At 69.9% G+C, this 17,011-nt stretch carries 13 protein-coding genes; 9 read left to right on the top strand and 4 right to left on the bottom strand.

From position 1 onward, the window contains the following. Window positions 1-199: 199 nt before the first annotated feature. Window positions 200-433 carry a DUF397 domain-containing protein gene (locus JGS39_RS22415; RefSeq protein ID WP_148021251.1) on the bottom strand — a complete coding sequence of 78 codons (234 nt, stop codon included), beginning with the start codon at window positions 431-433 and terminating at the stop codon, window positions 200-202. A 119-nt stretch (window positions 434-552) separates the two neighbouring features. Further along, window positions 553-4,512 carry a type VII secretion protein EccCa gene (gene eccCa, locus JGS39_RS22410; RefSeq protein WP_219571171.1) on the bottom strand — a complete coding sequence of 1,320 codons (3,960 nt, stop codon included), beginning with the start codon at window positions 4,510-4,512 and terminating at the stop codon, window positions 553-555. 244 nt (window positions 4,513-4,756) lie between these two features. Between eccCa and eccD the strand changes: the two genes are divergently transcribed. The 6 genes from eccD (at window position 4,757) to JGS39_RS22380 (ending at window position 11,838) form a co-directional block, all read left to right on the top strand. Continuing rightward, a complete protein-coding gene (eccD, locus tag JGS39_RS22405; RefSeq protein WP_219571170.1) occupies window positions 4,757-6,232 on the top strand; it encodes a type VII secretion integral membrane protein EccD in 1,476 nt (491 codons plus the stop codon). Between the two features lie 176 nt (window positions 6,233-6,408). Next, window positions 6,409-6,699, top strand: coding sequence for a 30S ribosomal protein S15 (rpsO, locus tag JGS39_RS22400; protein WP_018551846.1), 291 nt, complete (start codon window positions 6,409-6,411; stop codon window positions 6,697-6,699). A gap of 271 nt (window positions 6,700-6,970) precedes the next feature. Then, window positions 6,971-9,184 carry a polyribonucleotide nucleotidyltransferase gene (locus tag JGS39_RS22395; protein ID WP_219571172.1) on the top strand — a complete coding sequence of 738 codons (2,214 nt, stop codon included), beginning with the start codon at window positions 6,971-6,973 and terminating at the stop codon, window positions 9,182-9,184. Continuing rightward, window positions 9,181-10,560 (top strand): M16 family metallopeptidase, encoded by a 1,380-nt coding sequence (locus tag JGS39_RS22390; RefSeq protein WP_219571169.1) that lies wholly within the window; start codon window positions 9,181-9,183, stop codon window positions 10,558-10,560. Before JGS39_RS22395 ends, JGS39_RS22390 begins: the two co-directional genes overlap by 4 nt. Window positions 10,561-10,600: 40 nt before the next feature. After that, entirely contained in the window at window positions 10,601-11,353 is a 753-nt protein-coding gene (gene dapB, locus JGS39_RS22385; RefSeq protein ID WP_219571168.1) for a 4-hydroxy-tetrahydrodipicolinate reductase, read from the top strand. A 14-nt stretch (window positions 11,354-11,367) separates the two neighbouring features. Then, on the top strand, window positions 11,368-11,838 hold the full coding sequence (locus JGS39_RS22380; RefSeq protein ID WP_219571167.1) for a hypothetical protein: 471 nt from the start codon (window positions 11,368-11,370) through the stop codon (window positions 11,836-11,838). Between the two features lie 144 nt (window positions 11,839-11,982). Here JGS39_RS22380 and JGS39_RS22375 read toward each other — a convergent pair whose 3' ends face one another. Next, window positions 11,983-12,534: an SCO5741 family PH domain-containing membrane protein gene (locus tag JGS39_RS22375; RefSeq protein ID WP_219571166.1), complete on the bottom strand. Its 552-nt coding sequence runs from the start codon at window positions 12,532-12,534 to the stop codon at window positions 11,983-11,985. 94 nt (window positions 12,535-12,628) lie between these two features. Beyond that, window positions 12,629-12,868 carry a hypothetical protein gene (locus tag JGS39_RS22370; protein WP_219571165.1) on the bottom strand — a complete coding sequence of 80 codons (240 nt, stop codon included), beginning with the start codon at window positions 12,866-12,868 and terminating at the stop codon, window positions 12,629-12,631. A gap of 187 nt (window positions 12,869-13,055) precedes the next feature. Between JGS39_RS22370 and thyX the strand changes: the two genes are divergently transcribed. The 3 genes from thyX (at window position 13,056) to JGS39_RS22355 (ending at window position 16,663) form a co-directional block, all read left to right on the top strand. Further along, window positions 13,056-13,793 (top strand): FAD-dependent thymidylate synthase, encoded by a 738-nt coding sequence (thyX, locus tag JGS39_RS22365; protein WP_219571164.1) that lies wholly within the window; start codon window positions 13,056-13,058, stop codon window positions 13,791-13,793. A 152-nt stretch (window positions 13,794-13,945) separates the two neighbouring features. Beyond that, window positions 13,946-14,845, top strand: coding sequence for a 4-hydroxy-tetrahydrodipicolinate synthase (gene dapA / locus JGS39_RS22360; RefSeq protein ID WP_219571163.1), 900 nt, complete (start codon window positions 13,946-13,948; stop codon window positions 14,843-14,845). Between the two features lie 132 nt (window positions 14,846-14,977). Beyond that, a complete protein-coding gene (locus JGS39_RS22355; RefSeq protein WP_219571162.1) occupies window positions 14,978-16,663 on the top strand; it encodes a ribonuclease J in 1,686 nt (561 codons plus the stop codon). The last annotated feature ends 348 nt before the right edge of the window (window positions 16,664-17,011 follow it).

Raw genomic sequence — 17,011 nt, 5'->3', positions numbered from 1 at the left:
ACATAGGGGCACCCCCCCCGGACGTGCCCTTCGTGCAGGGGACAGCCATCCCCCCGGACGTGCCCCTCGACGGGGCGTAGCCGTCCACCCGGACGTGCCCCTCATGTCGTGCGGGGAGCGGCCGTTCACCCGGACGTGCCATTCCCGTCTATGCGGAGACGCACATTCCGGTGAACGCCCCTCCCCGCACACCACGCCCCTACGTCAGGTCGAACTCGCCGTCCCGGGCGCCCAGGACGAACGCACGCCACTCGGCCTCCGTGTACCGCAGGACGGTGTCCGGGTCCAGCGAGGACCTCATCGCCACGGCCCCGCCCGGCAGATGCGCGATCTCGACGCGCTCCTCCGCCTCCTCGGTCCCGGGCGCACTCAGCCATTCCACCCCCGAGATGTCGAGTGCGTACAGCTCGTCCTTCTCCGCCTGCGTGCCCATGGTCAACGGTTCCTCTCCGTACGTGGCTCTGCACGGCACCGTACAGGCACTGCCGCAGCCGTCAGGTCCTGTCCTGAATTCCCTGCGAGCAGGGCCCTTCCTGTGCATCCATGACGTCCTCAGGGCCGCTGCGGAAGCCTTCCCGTCTGCACCAGCGGGTTGCCGCGCCGCCTGGTGGCGAAGTAGCCGCGCCCCGGCGGCATGGGATGCCCGCGCACCGCCCCGATGAGGTCGCCCTCGGCCGGACTGCCGGACAGCACCACCCCTTGGGCTCCCAGCTCCTTGATCCGCTGCATGAACGTCTCGTACATCGCACGCGACGCCCCCGCCGAACCGCGCGCGATGACGAAACGCACCCCGGTGTCCCGGGCGAACGGCAGGCACTCCGCCAACGGGGCCAGCGGACCGCCCGCGCCCGTCGCCACCAGGTCGTAGTCGTCCACGACGATGAAGATCTGCGGACCGGTCCACCAGCTCCGGTCCCGCAACTGCCGCGGAGTCACATCCGCCGGCGGCTGCCGCCGGGCGAACACACCGGCCAGCGCCTCCATATGTGTCCCCAGCGCGTCCGCCGTCGGCGCGTACTCCAGCAGATGGCTCTCCGGCAGCGCGCCCAGCAGGCCCCGCCGGTAGTCCCCGACGACGAGCTTCGCCTCGTCCGGTGAGTACCGCTCCGCGATCTGCTTCGCGATCAGCCGCAGCAGATTGGTCTTGCCCGACTCGCTCTCGCCGAAGACCAGGAAGAACGGATCGGTGTCGAAGTCGACGAACACCGGCTCCAGATCCGTCTCGGCGATCCCGATCGCGATCCCGCGGTCCGGGAACTCGAACCCCTTCGGCAACCGCTCCGCGGGCAGCTTCAGCGGCAGCAGCCGTACGGAAGGCGCCGGTGCGCCCGTCCAGCTCGCCCGCACCGTACCGACCAGCGCGGCGGTCGCGTCGGCGAGGCCCGACGCGTCGGTGACGGAGTCGATGCGCGGCAGGGCGCCCATGAAGTGCAGCTTCTCCGCCACCTGGCCGCGGCCCGGCGCCCCGGCGGGCACCCGGCCGGCGACCTTCCGGTCGAACTCGGAGTCCATGACGTCGCCGAGCCGCAGTTCGAGCCGCCCGAGGATCTGGTCCTTCAGCCCGGCGCGCACCTCCATGTACCGCGCCGCCGAGAGCACCACGTGGACGCCGAAGCCCAGACCGCGTGCGGCGATGTCCGTGACGACCGGTTCCAGCGACTCGTACGCGGTCCGGAAACCGCCCCAGCCGTCGATGACCAGGAACACGTCCCCCCAGGCCTCACCGGGAAGCTCGCCGAGCGCGCGCCTGCGCCGGTACGTGGCGACGGAGTCGATGCCCCGGGCGCGGAAGAGCTCCTCGCGCCGGGCCAGTACCCCCGCCACCTCCGCGACCGTGCGCCGCACCCGCTCCGGATCCAGCCGCGAGGCGATCTGCCCCACATGCGGCAGCTCCGCCAGCGGGGCCAGCCCGCCGCCACCGAAGTCGAGACCGTAGAACTGCACCTCCTGCGGGGTGTGCGTGAGCGCGAACGACGCGATCAGCGTCCGCAGCAGCGTCGACTTCCCCGACTGCGGACCGCCGACCACCATCAGATGTCCCGCGGCGCCGGAGAAGTCGCGGTACAGCACCTCGCGCCGCTGCTCGAACGGCTTGTCGACCAGGCCGAGCGGGACCGTCAGCCCACCGGGCCGGTTGTACCCCGTGGCCGTGAACCCGCGCCCCTCGGCCGGCGCGAGCCCCGGCAGCAGCTGGTCCAGCGCCGGAGCCCGGTCCAGCGGCGGCAGCCACACCTGATGCGCCGGCACCCCCTGGCCCTCCAGCCGCCGCACGACCACGTCGAGCACGGTGTCGGCGAACACGTCCTGATGAGCCCGCACCGGCACCGGCGGCGGGACGCTCCCGCCGGGCTCCGCACCCTCCGGCGGCACCGGCATCGCACGGAACAGCGCGGCCCGCCGCGCGGCCGGCAGCTGCCCCGCGGCGGGCCCCGCGCCACCCCGGCGATACGCCCCCGACACGTACGCCGCCTTGAACCGGGTCATCTCCTCCGTACCGGACTTGAGATAGCCCGAGCCCGGCACCGACGGCAGGTGGTACGCGTCCGGCACACCCAGCGCCGTCCGCGACTCGGCGGCAGAGAAGGTCCGCAGCCCGATCCGGTACGAGAGATACGTGTCCAGACCGCGCAGCTTTCCCTCCTCCAGCCGCTGCGAGGCCAGCAGCAGATGCACACCCAGCGAACGGCCGATGCGGCCGATCTGGATGAACATGTCGATGAAGTCGGGCTGGGCAGTGAGCAGTTCGGAGAACTCGTCGATCACCAGCACCAGCGAGGCCAGCGGCTCCAGCGCCGCCCCCGCGGCCCGGGCCCTCTCGTAGTCGTGGATGCCGGCGTAGTTGCCCGCCGAGCGCAGCAGCTCCTGCCGGCGCTGGAGCTCCCCACGGATCGCGTCGCCCATCCGGTCGACGAGGGCCAGGTCGTCGGCCAGATTCGTGATGACCGCGGCCACGTGCGGCAGCTGCGACATACCGCTGAACGTCGCCCCGCCCTTGAAGTCCGCGAGCACGAAGTTCAGCGTCTCGGAAGGGTGCGTGACCGCGAGACCCAGCACCAGCGTCCGCAGCAGCTCCGACTTGCCGGAACCCGTGGCGCCGACACACAGCCCGTGCGGCCCCATGCCGTCCTGCGCCGCCTCCTTGAGGTCCAGCATCACCGGCAGCCCGTCCTCGCCGACGCCGATCGGCACCCGCAGCCGCTCGGAGACCGGCCGCGGCCGCCAGGTTCGCGCCACATCGACCGCGTCCGCGTCGCCGAGGTCCAGCAGTTCGGTGAAGTCCAGGTCGGACAGCAGCGGTTCACCGTCCTTGCCGCCACCCGTCCGCAACGGCGCCAGCTGCCGCGCCAGCGCCTCGGCCACGGGCAGCGAGATGCCGTCCGGTACGCCCTCGTACGCCGCGCCCCCGGCCGGCTCCAACCGCATGAGCCCCGGCCGCACCAGCACGGTGAGCCCGCCGCGGACAGCGGCGGGCTCACCCTCCACCACCTCGACGACGGTCACGCCCTGCAGCCCCTCCGGCGCAGCGAGCACCGAGTCCGGAGCCACCCGGCCACCGTCCAGGACCACCACGATGTGCGGCTGGTCCGGCAGCGGCGCGCTCTCCCGGCCGAACCGCGGCCGGCCCTCCAGCCGCCCGGCCAGCAACGGTTCCAGAGCGGCCAGGTCCGCCGCGAAGAGCCGCTTCGAACCGGCCCCGTCGACCTCACCCGGCACCTGCGTGTGCGGCAGCCACTTCGTCCAGTCCCAGCGCGCCACCGCATCCGGCCCCGCCACGACCGCGACCACCAGATCATCCGGCGCGTGCAACGTCACCAACTGGGCCACCACCGCCCGCGCCAGCGACTGCGCCGACTCCGGCAGACCGCACACCGTCACCCGGGGGAACGCCCGCACCGGAAACGCCACCGGCAGGCCCTCCAACGAGCCGTGCACCGCCAGGAACCGCCGCAGCGCCCCCGCGGACACCGGCTCCGGCTCGTCGGCCGGATCGGTGTCCGGCGCCGACAGGGGCGTCGACAGCGACTGCACCCCGAGCCCGACCCGTACCTGCCCGAAGTCCTCGTCACCGGACCGCCGTTCCCAGACCCGGGCGCCCTCCGCCACCACCGACCACAGCTGCTCGGGGCCGGGATGCAGATACCACTGCGCATCACGCTGGGCGCGCGCCGTCCGGCGCACCGCACGCCGCGTCTGCGCCAGGTGCGCGAGGTAGTCACGCCGGGCATCCGCCAACTGCCCCTGGGTTCCGCGCCGGTGACGGACCACCTGGGCGACCACCATGGCGACCGTCGACACCAGCATCAGCACACCCATGATCCGCATGAACGGCGGTGCCTGCGGCGAGAAGAAGAAGACCACCGACGAACCCATGCCGAGCACCGGCAGAACCTGCATCAGCAAGCCCTCGCGCTGCCCGCGCGGCAAGGAGGGAGGGGCCTTCAACGTCAGCCCGTCCGCGGGCGGTTCCGGCGGCAGGGCCCGCGGCGGACGCTTCACGACGATCTGGCTCACCGGTGCATCAAATCCCTCGGTCCGGACGGGCCGGAGGCCGGACGGACCCGCACCGGCGCGCCCCCGTGGCTGCCTCCGCCCACGGACTGGCCTCCGCGCGACCGCGATCCTACTTCCCGGACACCGACGCGGATTCCGGGATTCACCCGTCCCGGTAGGGTTGCGCGCGCATCGTGCGCGACCGCGAAACCGGGGGACCGGACCCCGTGATCGTGCGCAGCCGCCGACCGGGGGGACCAGACACGTGAGTACGACCGCAGCGACCGGCTTCTGCCGCGTCACTGTCGTGGCACCCGACAGCCGGATCGACGTCGCGCTGCCCGAGGACCTCGCCGTCGCCGACATCTGCCCGGAGATCCTCCGCCTCACCGGCCGGACCCAGGCCGTCGCCACACCCACCGGCCACCACCTCGTACGCCTCGACGGCACGGTCCTCGACGGCGCCCGCACCCTCGCCGCCCAGCAGGTGCTCGACGGCGAGATCCTGGCCCTGCGCCCGTTCGCCGAATCGCTGCCGCCCGCCGTGTTCGACGACGTCTCGGACGCCGTCGCCTCCGCCGTCGCCCGCGACCGCCACCTGTGGAGCGACGACCTGCTGCGCGGCGCGGGCCCGGCGGGCGCCGCACTGCTGCTCGTCCTGATGGGCCTCGTCCTCTGGTTCGCCGACCCGGTCCGCCACGACATGCACAGCCTGCCCGGCATCATCGCGGGCGCCGCAGGCGTGCTGCTCACCGCGCTCGCCGGGGTGCGCGCCCGAATCTACGGGGACCGGATCACGGCCGTCGCCCTGGGCCTCGGCGCGCTGCCCCTCGTCCTCATCGCCGGCTCCGGCGTCATCGGCCCGGACGCCGGCCAGGGTGCGGGCAGGCTCCAGCTCCTGCTCGGCTGCGTCGCCGTGCTCGTCGCCTCGGTGGTCCTGGTCGCCGTCACCCCGGGCGGCGACGCGCCGTTCGTCGCGGCGGCACTCCTCGCCACCGCGGGCACCCTGGCCTCCTTCGCCGCGATCCTCACCGAGTCCACCGCGGCCTCGGCGGCCGCCGTCTGCTCCCCGGCCGCCATCGGGCTCGTCGCCTTCCTGCCCGGACTCTCGGCCCGCTTCGCCCGCCTTCCCATCGGATACGCCCCGCAGCGCACCGCCCGGACCGGCTACGACGACCCCTTCGCCGATCCGGACGCCCGCCACCGCGACGCCCCCGTCGACGCCGCGCTCATCGCGGAGCGGGCGCGGCGCGGCCACGAACTCCTCCTCGGCCTCGTCGGCGGCTGCGCTGCTCTCGTCGTCGCGTCCGCCGCGGTGCTCGGCTTCTCCGGCGACACCTGGGCCCAGCTCCTCGCCCTGGCCACGGGCGCGGCCATGCTGCTGCGGGCCCGGCTCTTCCGCTACACCTCGCAGGTCGTCTGCGTACTCGCGGCAGGCCTCGGCGCCCTCGCCCTGCTGATCACCGGACTCGCGCTGAATCCGCCCGCCGGCCCGGTGGCGGAGCTCGCCCGGTACGGGGACCGCGGCGACCTCGACCTCCGTGCCGTATGGATCTGCGCGGCCGTCGCCGCCGGCGTGACCCTGCTCACCGCAGCCGGCCTGATCGTTCCCCGCAAGGGGCTCTCCCCCTTCTGGGGCCGGATCCTGGACCTGGCGGAGAGCGCGCTCCTGCTCTCCATCGTCCCGCTCTGCCTGGCGGTCCTCGACGTCTTCACGCGCGCGAGGGCCCTCACCGGCTGAGGCCTGTCGGGGCCGCTCCGGGCGGCTGGTATTCTGTCGGTGGCCGTTTGTGTACGCGTTCCCGGTTCGTTCTGGGAACTGCGCTCATCGGACCTTCGCTCCCGAGTCACCCAAGCTCCCCTGAGATCAAGACCAGGGGCACTCGTGGGCGCATCGAACACCAAAGAGGAGTACGCGTGCCGCTCGACGCCGCTACGAAGAAGCAGATCATGACCGAGTTCGCGCAGAAGGAAGGCGACACCGGTTCCCCCGAGGTTCAGGTCGCCATGCTTTCGCGCCGCATCTCGGACCTGACGGAGCACCTCAAGACGCACAAGCACGACCACCACTCCCGTCGTGGTCTGCTGATCCTGGTCGGCCAGCGTCGCCGCCTCCTGCAGTACCTGGCCAAGAAGGACATCCAGCGCTTCCGTGCGCTCGTCGACCGCCTCGGCATCCGCCGTGGCGCGGCCGGCGGCGCCAAGTAAGCACGCTGTGAAAGGGAGCGGCGCCCACTTCTGAGGGGGCCGCTCCCTTTGCCGTACGTGCGGTACCGGGGACAACCTCAGTAACCTGGACGTACAACAACAGACGAGGAGAGGCGCGCCACAGCCGCCGCCGGTCCTCGGTAGTGGCCCCCGGGACAACGCCCGGGAGCTTCGATCGAAGACCGGCCCCGCACACACGGTGCGCTTCTCCGCACCGTCCCGCGCCACACGGGCGTAAGGACGAAAGACGACGAGTATGGAGAAATCACTAGTGGAGAACGAGACCCACTACGCCGAGGCCGTTATCGACAACGGAACCTTCGGCACCCGCACCATCCGCTTCGAGACGGGCCGCCTGGCCAAGCAGGCCGCAGGCTCCGCCGTCGCGTACCTGGACGACGACACCATGGTGCTGTCGGCCACCACCGCTTCCAAGCGGCCCAAGGACCAGCTCGACTTCTTCCCCCTCACGGTGGACGTCGAGGAGCGGCAGTACGCCGCCGGCAAGATCCCCGGCTCCTTCTTCCGCCGGGAGGGCCGCCCCTCCGAGGACGCGATCCTCACCTGCCGCCTGATCGACCGCCCGCTGCGCCCCTCCTTCAAGAAGGGCCTGCGCAACGAGATCCAGATCGTCGAGACGATCATGGCGCTCAACCCCGACCACCTGTACGACGTGGTGGCGATCAACGCCGCGTCCGCTTCCACGATCCTGGCGGGCCTGCCCTTCTCCGGCCCGATCGGCGCCACCCGCGTCGCCCTGATCAAGGGCCAGTGGGTCGCGTTCCCGACGCACACCGAGCTCGAGGACGCAGTCTTCGACATGGTCGTCGCCGGTCGCGTCCTCGAGGACGGCGACGTCGCGATCATGATGGTCGAGGCCGAGGCCACCGAGAAGACCATCCAGCTCGTCCAGGACGGCGCCGAGGCCCCGACCGAAGAGGTCGTCGCCGCCGGTCTGGAAGCCGCGAAGCCCTTCATCAAGGCGCTCTGCAAGGCCCAGTCGGACCTCGCCGCCAAGGCTGCCAAGCCCACCGGTGAGTTCCCGGTCTTCCTCGACTACCAGGACGACGTCCTGGAGGCCCTCAGCAAGGCCGTCAGCACCGAGCTCGCCAAGGCGCTCACCATCGCCGGCAAGCAGGAGCGCGAGGCGGAGCTCGACCGCATCAAGGAGATCGCGGGCGAGAAGCTCCTCCCGGCCTTCGAGGGCCGCGAGAAGGAGATCTCCGGTGCCTACCGCGCGCTGACCAAGAAGCTGGTCCGCGAGCGCGTCATCAAGGACAAGGTCCGCATCGACGGCCGCGGCGTCACGGACATCCGTACGCTCGCCGCCGAGGTCGAGGCCATCCCGCGCGTGCACGGCTCGGCGCTGTTCGAGCGTGGCGAGACCCAGATCCTGGGCGTCACCACCCTCAACATGCTCCGGATGGAGCAGCAGCTGGACACCCTCTCCCCGGTGACCCGCAAGCGCTACATGCACAACTACAACTTCCCGCCGTACTCCGTCGGTGAGACCGGCCGCGTGGGCTCGCCCAAGCGCCGCGAGATCGGCCACGGTGCGCTCGCCGAGCGCGCCATCGTGCCGGTGCTGCCGTCGCGCGAGGAGTTCCCCTACGCGATCCGCCAGGTCTCCGAGGCGCTGGGCTCCAACGGCTCGACGTCCATGGGCTCGGTCTGCGCCTCCACCATGTCGCTGCTGAACGCCGGTGTGCCCCTCAAGGCCGCCGTCGCCGGTATCGCCATGGGCCTGATCTCGCAGGAGATCGACGGCAAGACCCACTACGTCGCCCTCACCGACATCCTCGGTGCCGAGGACGCGTTCGGTGACATGGACTTCAAGGTCGCCGGTACGAAGCAGTTCGTGACCGCGCTCCAGCTCGACACCAAGCTCGACGGCATCCCCGCCTCGGTCCTGGCCGCCGCGCTGAAGCAGGCCCGTGACGCGCGCCTCCACATCCTCGATGTGATGAACGAGGCCATCGACGTCCCGGACGAGATGTCCCCCAACGCCCCGCGGATCATCACCGTCAAGATCCCGGTGGACAAGATCGGTGAGGTCATCGGCCCCAAGGGCAAGATGATCAACCAGATCCAGGAGGACACCGGCGCCGACATCACGATCGAGGACGACGGCACCATCTACATCGGTGCCCAGCAGGGCTCGCAGGCCGAGGCCGCGCGCGCCACGATCAACGCGATCGCCAACCCGACCATGCCGGAGGTCGGCGAGCGCTACCTGGGTACGGTCGTCAAGACCACCACCTTCGGTGCCTTCGTCTCCCTGATGCCCGGCAAGGACGGCCTGCTGCACATCTCGCAGATCCGCAAGCTCGCCGGTGGCAAGCGCGTGGAGAACGTCGAGGACGTGCTCGGCGTCGGCGCCAAGGTCCAGGTCGAGATCGCGGAGATCGACTCCCGCGGCAAGCTCTCCCTCATCCCCGTCATCGAGGGCGAAGAGGACGAGAAGAAGGACGACACCGACAAGTGACGTCCCGTAGTTCCGTGACGACGGCCCGCCCCTCCTCGGAGGGGCGGGCCGTCGCCCGTACCCAAACGCTTCTCAAGGGCACCAACGGCATCGGCACGGTCCGCCGCACGGTCCTCCCCGGCGGCCTGCGCATCGTCACCGAGACGCTGCCCTCCGTACGCTCCGCCACCTTCGGTATCTGGGCCAACGTCGGATCACGCGACGAGACCCCGACGCTGAACGGCGCGACGCACTACCTCGAACACCTCCTCTTCAAGGGCACCGCCAAGCGCAGCGCCCTCGACATCTCGTCCGCGATCGACGCGGTCGGCGGCGAGATGAACGCCTTCACGGCGAAGGAGTACACCTGCTACTACGCGCGGGTCCTCGACACGGACCTGCCGCTGGCCATCGACGTCGTCTGCGACATGCTGACCGGCTCCCTGATCGCCTCCGAGGACGTCGACGCCGAGCGCGGCGTCATCCTCGAAGAGATCGCGATGACGGAGGACGACCCGGGCGACTGCGTGCACGACCTGTTCGCGCACACGATGCTCGGCGACACCCCGCTCGGCCGCCCGGTCCTGGGCACCGTCGACACGATCAACGCCCTGAACCGGGGCCAGATCGCCCGCTTCTACAAGAAGCACTACGACCCCACGCACCTGGTCGTCGCCGCAGCCGGCAACGTCGACCACGCCACGGTCGTACGCCAGGTACGCAAGGCCTTCGAGCGCGCCGGTGCGCTGTCCCGCACCGACGCCGTCCCCACGGCCCCGCGCGAGGGCTCCCGCACGCTGCGCACCGCGGGCCGGGTCGAACTGCAGAACCGCAAGACCGAGCAGGCCCACGTGGTCCTCGGCATGCCGGGACTGGCCCGCACCGACGAGCGCCGCTGGGCGCTCGGCGTACTCAACACCGCCCTCGGCGGCGGCATGAGCTCCCGCCTCTTCCAGGAGGTACGGGAGAAGCGCGGCCTCGCCTACAGCGTCTACTCGTACACCTCGGGCTTCGCGGACTGCGGACTCTTCGGCGTGTACGCGGGCTGCCGGCCCAGCCAGGTGCACGACGTCCTGAAGATCTGCCGCGACGAGCTCGACCGCGTCGCGTCGCACGGACTCGACGACGAGGAGATCAGCCGCGCGATCGGCCAGCTCTCCGGCTCCACGGTCCTCGGCCTGGAGGACACCGGCGCCCTGATGAACCGGATCGGCAAGAGCGAACTGTGCTGGGGCGAGCAGATGTCGGTCGACGACATGCTGGCCCGCATCGCGCAGGTCACCCCGGACGACGTCCGTGCGGTGGCGGGCGAGGTCCTCGGACACCGTCCCTCGCTCTCCGTCATCGGCCCGCTCAAGGACAAGCAGGCCGACCGGCTCCACGAATCAGTCGCCTAGTCACTCCACCCAGTCACCCCGTCACCCGAAAGAAGCAAGCATGAGCAAGCTGCGCGTGGCCGTTCTCGGTGCCCGGGGCCGTATCGGCTCCGAAGCGGTACGAGCGGTCGAGGCCGCCGACGACATGGAACTGGTGGCCGCACTCGGCCGCGACGACAAGCTGGAGTCCCTGACGGACTCCGGCGCCCAGGTCGTCGTCGAGCTCACCACCCCCACGTCGGTGATGGACAACCTCGACTTCTGCGTCCGGCACGGCATCCACGCCGTGGTCGGCACCACCGGCTGGACCGACGAACGGCTCGCGCAGCTGAACACCTGGCTCTCCGGCTCGCCCGGGACCGGTGTGCTCATCGCGCCGAACTTCTCCATCGGCGCGGTCCTCACCATGAAGTTCGCCCAGCAGGCCGCCCGCTACTTCGAGTCCGTCGAGGTCATCGAGCTGCACCACCCCAACAAGGCCGACGCCCCCTCCGGCACCGCCGCGCGCACCGCCCAGCTGATCGCCGAGGCCCGCCGGGAGGCGGGCTGCGCGCCCCAGCCGGACGCCACCGCGACGGCACTGGACGGAGCACGCGGCGCGGACGTCGACGGGATCCCGGTCCACTCGGTCCGGCTCCGCGGCCTCCTGGCCCACCAGGAGGTGCTGCTCGGAGGCGAGGGCGAGACCCTCACCATCCGGCACGACTCCCTGCACCACAGCAGCTTCATGCCGGGCATCCTGCTCGGAGCACGCCGCGTGGCGACCACTCCGGGCCTGACGTTCGGCCTGGAAAACTTCCTCGACCTGAACTGACTGAGTCCACCGCCATGCGCGCAAAGATCACTTACGCCGTCACCGCTGCCGTCCTGGTCTTCTACTTCCTCCTGGTCGGCAGCCGAGGTGTCCTGCTCATCAGGCACGGCACGCTGCTGACGGTGGCCTTCGGCGTCGCCGTGCTGATCCTTCCGGTGATCGGCATCTGGTTCCTCTGGAAGAACACCCAGTTCGTCCGGAGGGCCAACGCCCTCGCCGCCGAACTCGACGCCGAGGGCGGTCTGCCCGTCGACGACCTGGCCCGTACGCCGAGCGGACGTATCGACCGGGACTCCGCCGACGCGGTGTTCGCCCGCCGCAAGGAGGAGACGGAGGACGCGCCGGACGACTGGCGCTGCTGGTTCCGCCTCGCTGTGGCCTACCAGGACGCCCGGGACACCCCCAGGGCCAGGAAGGCCATGCAGCGGGCCATCGCCCTGCACAGAGGCCGCACACCGGCCTCAGCGGCCCCGTCCGGCAGCTAGTGCCGCGGCGGGCAACCTCTGCCCCGGCGGGCAAACGTTGCCCGCCGCGGCACCAGCACGGTTCACCCGCACACAAAGAGACCGTCCGGCGTTCTTCGCGAACGCCGGACGGTCTCCTTGTGTGCGGAAGGGGCAGGCGAGACCTCAGTGCTGCCGGTACTCGTCCCCCCACGCCTCGATCGTGTCGGCGGCCCGGTCGAACGCCTCACCGCGCGCCAGGAAGTCCGCGCTGGAGTCCGTGAGCAGCGGCGGAACCGAGTCCCCGCCCTTGCGTACGACGATCAGGGCCTGGCCCTGCACCGTGCGCGGGAACCCGAGCCACCTGACCGGCTGCTGCACCGTACGCACCGCCGCGGCGCGGTTCCACGGCACCGTCGTCGTCCGGAAGAAACCGACCCGGCGCACGCCGTGCCGGCTCACCCAGGCGCCGATCCGCAGCATCCGAAGGGCGCAGATGATCACCGCGAGGGCCAGGGCGAGGCATGCTCCGGCCCCGGGCATCGCCCCGGCGAACGCCGTGATCATCCCGGCGAACAGGATGAACGAGGCAAGCAGCAGCAGTCCGGCCGCGGCCGCGACACGCCAGGGTCCGGGGCGGTAGGGGCGTCGCCAGCTGTCGTGGTCGTCGAACGGCAGCGCGGCATCCTCAGCGCTCGCGTCAAATGCGCGGTCGGCCGTCAGAAAGGGCAGGGGCACGACTGATCCTCACTCACAAGCACGCTCGATTGCTGTGCCCGGTGAGGCTACCGAGGAGGCTACCGGCCGGACCACCCCAGGGGGCCCGTACGAGTCAGCGCCCGTGTGCGGCCTCGGTCTGCTGACTGTGCTGCGCCGACTGCTCGGGAGCCAGCGCGGGCAGGCCGAGCAGCAGTGATCCGGCGAGCCCGGCGACCACGACGAGGCCGGTCAAGATGCTGCCGGCCCTCTCGGAGAGGGAAGCGCGCTGCCTCGGGGGCGGTGTGACGTTACTGCGGAACCGGTCGGCCTCGGCTACGAACGAGAACGGGACGGATTCACGCCGGCGGAACATGAGGTAACTCTCCTTGAACTCTGATTCGGGCGGTGCTAATGAGTCAGACGCACGGCGAGCCCGATCGGTGCCCCGAATCGCCGGATTGGCGGAAGAAATACCGGGACGGGCGGTGCGGACCGCGTTGTCAGTGGTGGCCCGTAGAGTGGACGCCGCCCGAGCGACGCCATTGGAAGGACCCCCGCCGGTGACCGAGACCCCCGAGCCCGCAAAGCCCAGCTTCCGCAGCGATGTCACCGTTGACCTGGTGAAACACGCCGCCGGTGACTCCGATGTGCTGTTCGCCGCCCGTGTTTCGACGGCCGGTGAGCAGTCCCTCGAAGAGGTCACCAAGGACCCTGAGCGCTCCAAGGGGCTCATCAACTACCTGATGCGGGACAGGCACGGAAGTCCGTTCGAGCACAACTCGATGACCTTCTTCATCAGCGCCCCGATCTTCGTGTTCCGCGAGTTCATGCGGCACCGCGTGGGCTGGTCGTACAACGAGGAATCGGGCCGCTACAGGGAGCTGGAACCGGTCTTCTACGTCCCGGGGGAGTCCCGCAAGCTCGTCCAGCAGGGCCGTCCCGGAAAATACGAGTTCGTCGAAGGCACCGAGGCCCAGGCCGAGCTCACCGGCCGCGCCATGGAGGACTCGTACCGCCAGGCGTACGAGGCCTACCAGGAGATGCTCGCGGCGGGAGTGGCCCGCGAGGTAGCCCGTGCAGTGCTTCCGGTCGGCCTGTTCTCCTCGATGTACGCGACGTGCAACGCCCGCTCGCTGATGCACTTCCTCGGCCTGCGTACGCAGCACGAGCTCGCGAAGGTTCCGTCGTTCCCGCAGCGGGAGATCGAGATGGTCGGCGAGCGGATGGAGGCGCACTGGGCGGAGCTCATGCCGCTCACCCATGCAGCCTTCAACAAAAATGGACGCGTTGCCCCGTAAGCGGTGTCCGTATTGCGGCGTTTCGTGAAGTTCATCTAGGCTGATCAAACGGACCCGGCACTGCTTGAACCCCCGAGCAGGCAGTGCCGGGCTCCTCTTGCTTGTCCCCCCGAGGGGACAATGAGCGCCAAGCAACGAGTAGCGTGTTACCCATGGCTCCGATCTCCACTCCGCAGACCCCCTTCGGGCGGGTCCTCACCGCTATGGTCACGCCCTTCACGGCGGACGGCGCACTCGACCTCGACGGCGCCCAGCGGCTGGCCACCCATCTGGTGGACGCAGGCAACGACGGCCTGATCATCAACGGCACCACCGGTGAGTCCCCGACCACCAGCGACGCGGAGAAAGACCAGCTCGTAAGGGCTGTGCTGGAGGCGGTCGGAGACCGGGCGCACGTGGTCGCCGGTATCGGGACCAACGACACCCGCCACAGCGTCGAACTCGCCCGCACAGCCGAGCGCACCGGCGCCCACGGCCTCCTCGCGGTCACGCCGTACTACAACAAGCCGCCGCAGGAGGGCCTCCTCCGGCACTTCAGCGCGATCGCGGACTCCACCGGCCTGCCGGTGATGCTCTACGACATTCCCGGCCGCAGCGGTGTCCCGATCGACACGGAGACCCTCGTCCGGCTGGCCGAGCACCCGCGCATCGTGGCGAACAAGGACGCCAAGGGCGACCTCGGCCGTGCCAGCTGGGCCATCGCGCAGTCCGGCCTGGCCTGGTACTCGGGCGACGACATGCTGAACCTGCCGCTCCTGTCGGTCGGCGCGGTCGGATTCGTCTCCGTCGTGGGCCACGTCGTCACACCGGATCTGCGCGCTCTCCTCGAGGCCTACGTCGGCGGAGACGTACAGAAGGCAACCGAGATCCACCAGAAGCTGCTGCCGGTGTTCACGGGGATGTTCCGTACCCAGGGTGTGATCACCTCCAAGGCCGCGCTGGCCCTCCAGGGCCTCCCCGCCGGCCCGCTGCGTCTCCCCCTGGTGGAACTCAGCGCGCAGGAAACGGCGCAGCTCAAGATCGATCTCGCCGCCGGTGGGGTACAGCTGTAACCACAGACTTCACAACTGAATACGCGAAGAACGATTCGCAACAGAGCAACACCAAAGACAACAGCAAGTGCACGAATGACATGCGCGCCACGTGCCCAAGCGGTACGTGGCGCGTGTGGTAAGGAGAGTCTTTTGAGTCATCCGCATCCTGAACTCGGCACCCCGCCGAAGCTCCCGAAGGGCGGCCTGCGGGTCACCCCGCTGGGTGGCCTCGGCGAAATCGGCCGCAACATGACGGTCTTCGAGTACGGCGGCCGCCTGCTCATCGTCGACTGCGGCGTCCTCTTCCCCGAAGAGGAGCAGCCGGGAATCGACCTGATCCTTCCGGACTTCACCACCATCCGGGACCGTCTCGACGACGTCGAGGGCATCGTCCTCACGCACGGACACGAGGACCACATCGGTGGTGTCCCGTATCTGCTGCGCCTGAAGCCGGACATCCCGCTCATCGGCTCCAAGCTGACCCTCGCGCTCATCGAGGCCAAGCTCCAGGAGCACCGCATCCGTCCGTACACCCTTGAGGTCAAGGAGGGGCAGCGCGAGCGCATCGGAGTCTTCGACTGCGAGTTCATCGCGGTCAACCACTCCATCCCGGACGCTCTCGCGGTCGCCATCCGCACCCCTGCGGGCATGGCGGTCGCCACCGGCGACTTCAAGATGGACCAGCTGCCGCTGGACGGCCGGCTCACCGACCTGCACGCCTTCGCCCGGCTGAGCGAGGAAGGCATCGACCTTCTGCTCTCCGACTCGACGAATGCGGAGGTCCCCGGCTTCGTACCGCCGGAGCGCGACATCCAGAACGTGCTGCGCACGGTCTTCGCCAATGCGCAGAAGCGCATCATCGTGGCGAGCTTCGCCAGCCACGTGCACCGCATCCAGCAGATCCTCGACACGGCCCACGAGTACGGCCGCAGGGTCGCCTTCGTCGGACGTTCGATGGTCCGGAACATGGGTATCGCCCGTGACCTCGGATATCTGAAGGTTCCCGCGGGACTGGTCGTCGACGTCAAGACCCTCGACGACCTGCCGGACGACGAGGTGGTGCTCGTCTGCACGGGCTCGCAGGGTGAGCCGATGGCGGCCCTGTCCCGGATGGCCAACCGTGACCACCAGATCCGCATCGTCCAGGGCGACACCGTCATCCTGGCCTCGTCGCTGATCCCGGGTAACGAGAACGCGGTCTACCGCGTGATCAACGGCCTGACCCGCTGGGGCGCCAACGTCGTCCACAAGGGCAACGCCAAGGTCCACGTCTCCGGTCACGCCTCGGCCGGTGAGCTGTTGTACTTCTACAACATCTGCAAGCCGAAGAACCTGATGCCGGTCCACGGCGAATGGCGCCACCTCCGGGCCAACGCCGAACTGGGCGCCCTCACCGGCGTTCCGAAGGACCACATCGTCATCGCCGAGGACGGCGTGGTCGTCGACCTGATCGACGGCAAGGCCAAGATCGTCGGCAAGGTCCAGGCCGGCTACGTGTACGTCGACGGTCTCTCGGTGGGCGATGTCACCGAGACCTCCCTGAAGGACCGCCGCATCCTCGGCGACGAGGGCATCATCTCGGTCTTCATCGTGGTGGACAGCTCCTCCGGCAAGATCGTGGGCGCCCCCCACATCCAGGCCCGCGGGTCGGGCATCGACGACTCGGCGTTCAGCGCGGTCGTACCGAAGATCGAAGAGGCCCTCAACAAGTCGGCGCAGGACGGCGTCATGGAGCCGCACCAGCTCCAGCAGCTCGTCCGCCGCACGGTGGGCAAGTGGGTCTCCGACACCTACCGCCGGCGCCCGATGATCCTTCCCGTCGTGGTCGAGGTCTGACCCCGACAGGCGCGAACTCCGGAGCGGGGCCCCCGATTTGCATCGGGGCGCTCCGCTCCAGTACGTTTACGTCTCCACCTCACCGGGAAGCGACGCGCACACGTGTGTGTCGTGAGCCCAGAGGGTGGAAATCCCGACGCAGAACTTCTGATAACGTCGGATCCGCCGAAAGGCAAGGCCACTTCAACGGCCACTGGAATTCAAATTCGGACCGGAAACGGTACGCACGGGTTCTGGTAAGGTTGAAACCGCTGGAAAGGGAAAGCGCGAAAGCGAAGAACTGGAAAGCGAAAATGCGAAACCCGCTTCGACCGGGAATCGGACACGGAAGAGTCTGATAGAGTCGGA

The organism is Streptomyces poriferorum, from assembly GCF_019399235.1.
GTDB classification, from domain to species: domain Bacteria; phylum Actinomycetota; class Actinomycetes; order Streptomycetales; family Streptomycetaceae; genus Streptomyces; species Streptomyces poriferorum.
This window is presented reverse-complemented; position numbering and strand designations above follow the sequence as displayed.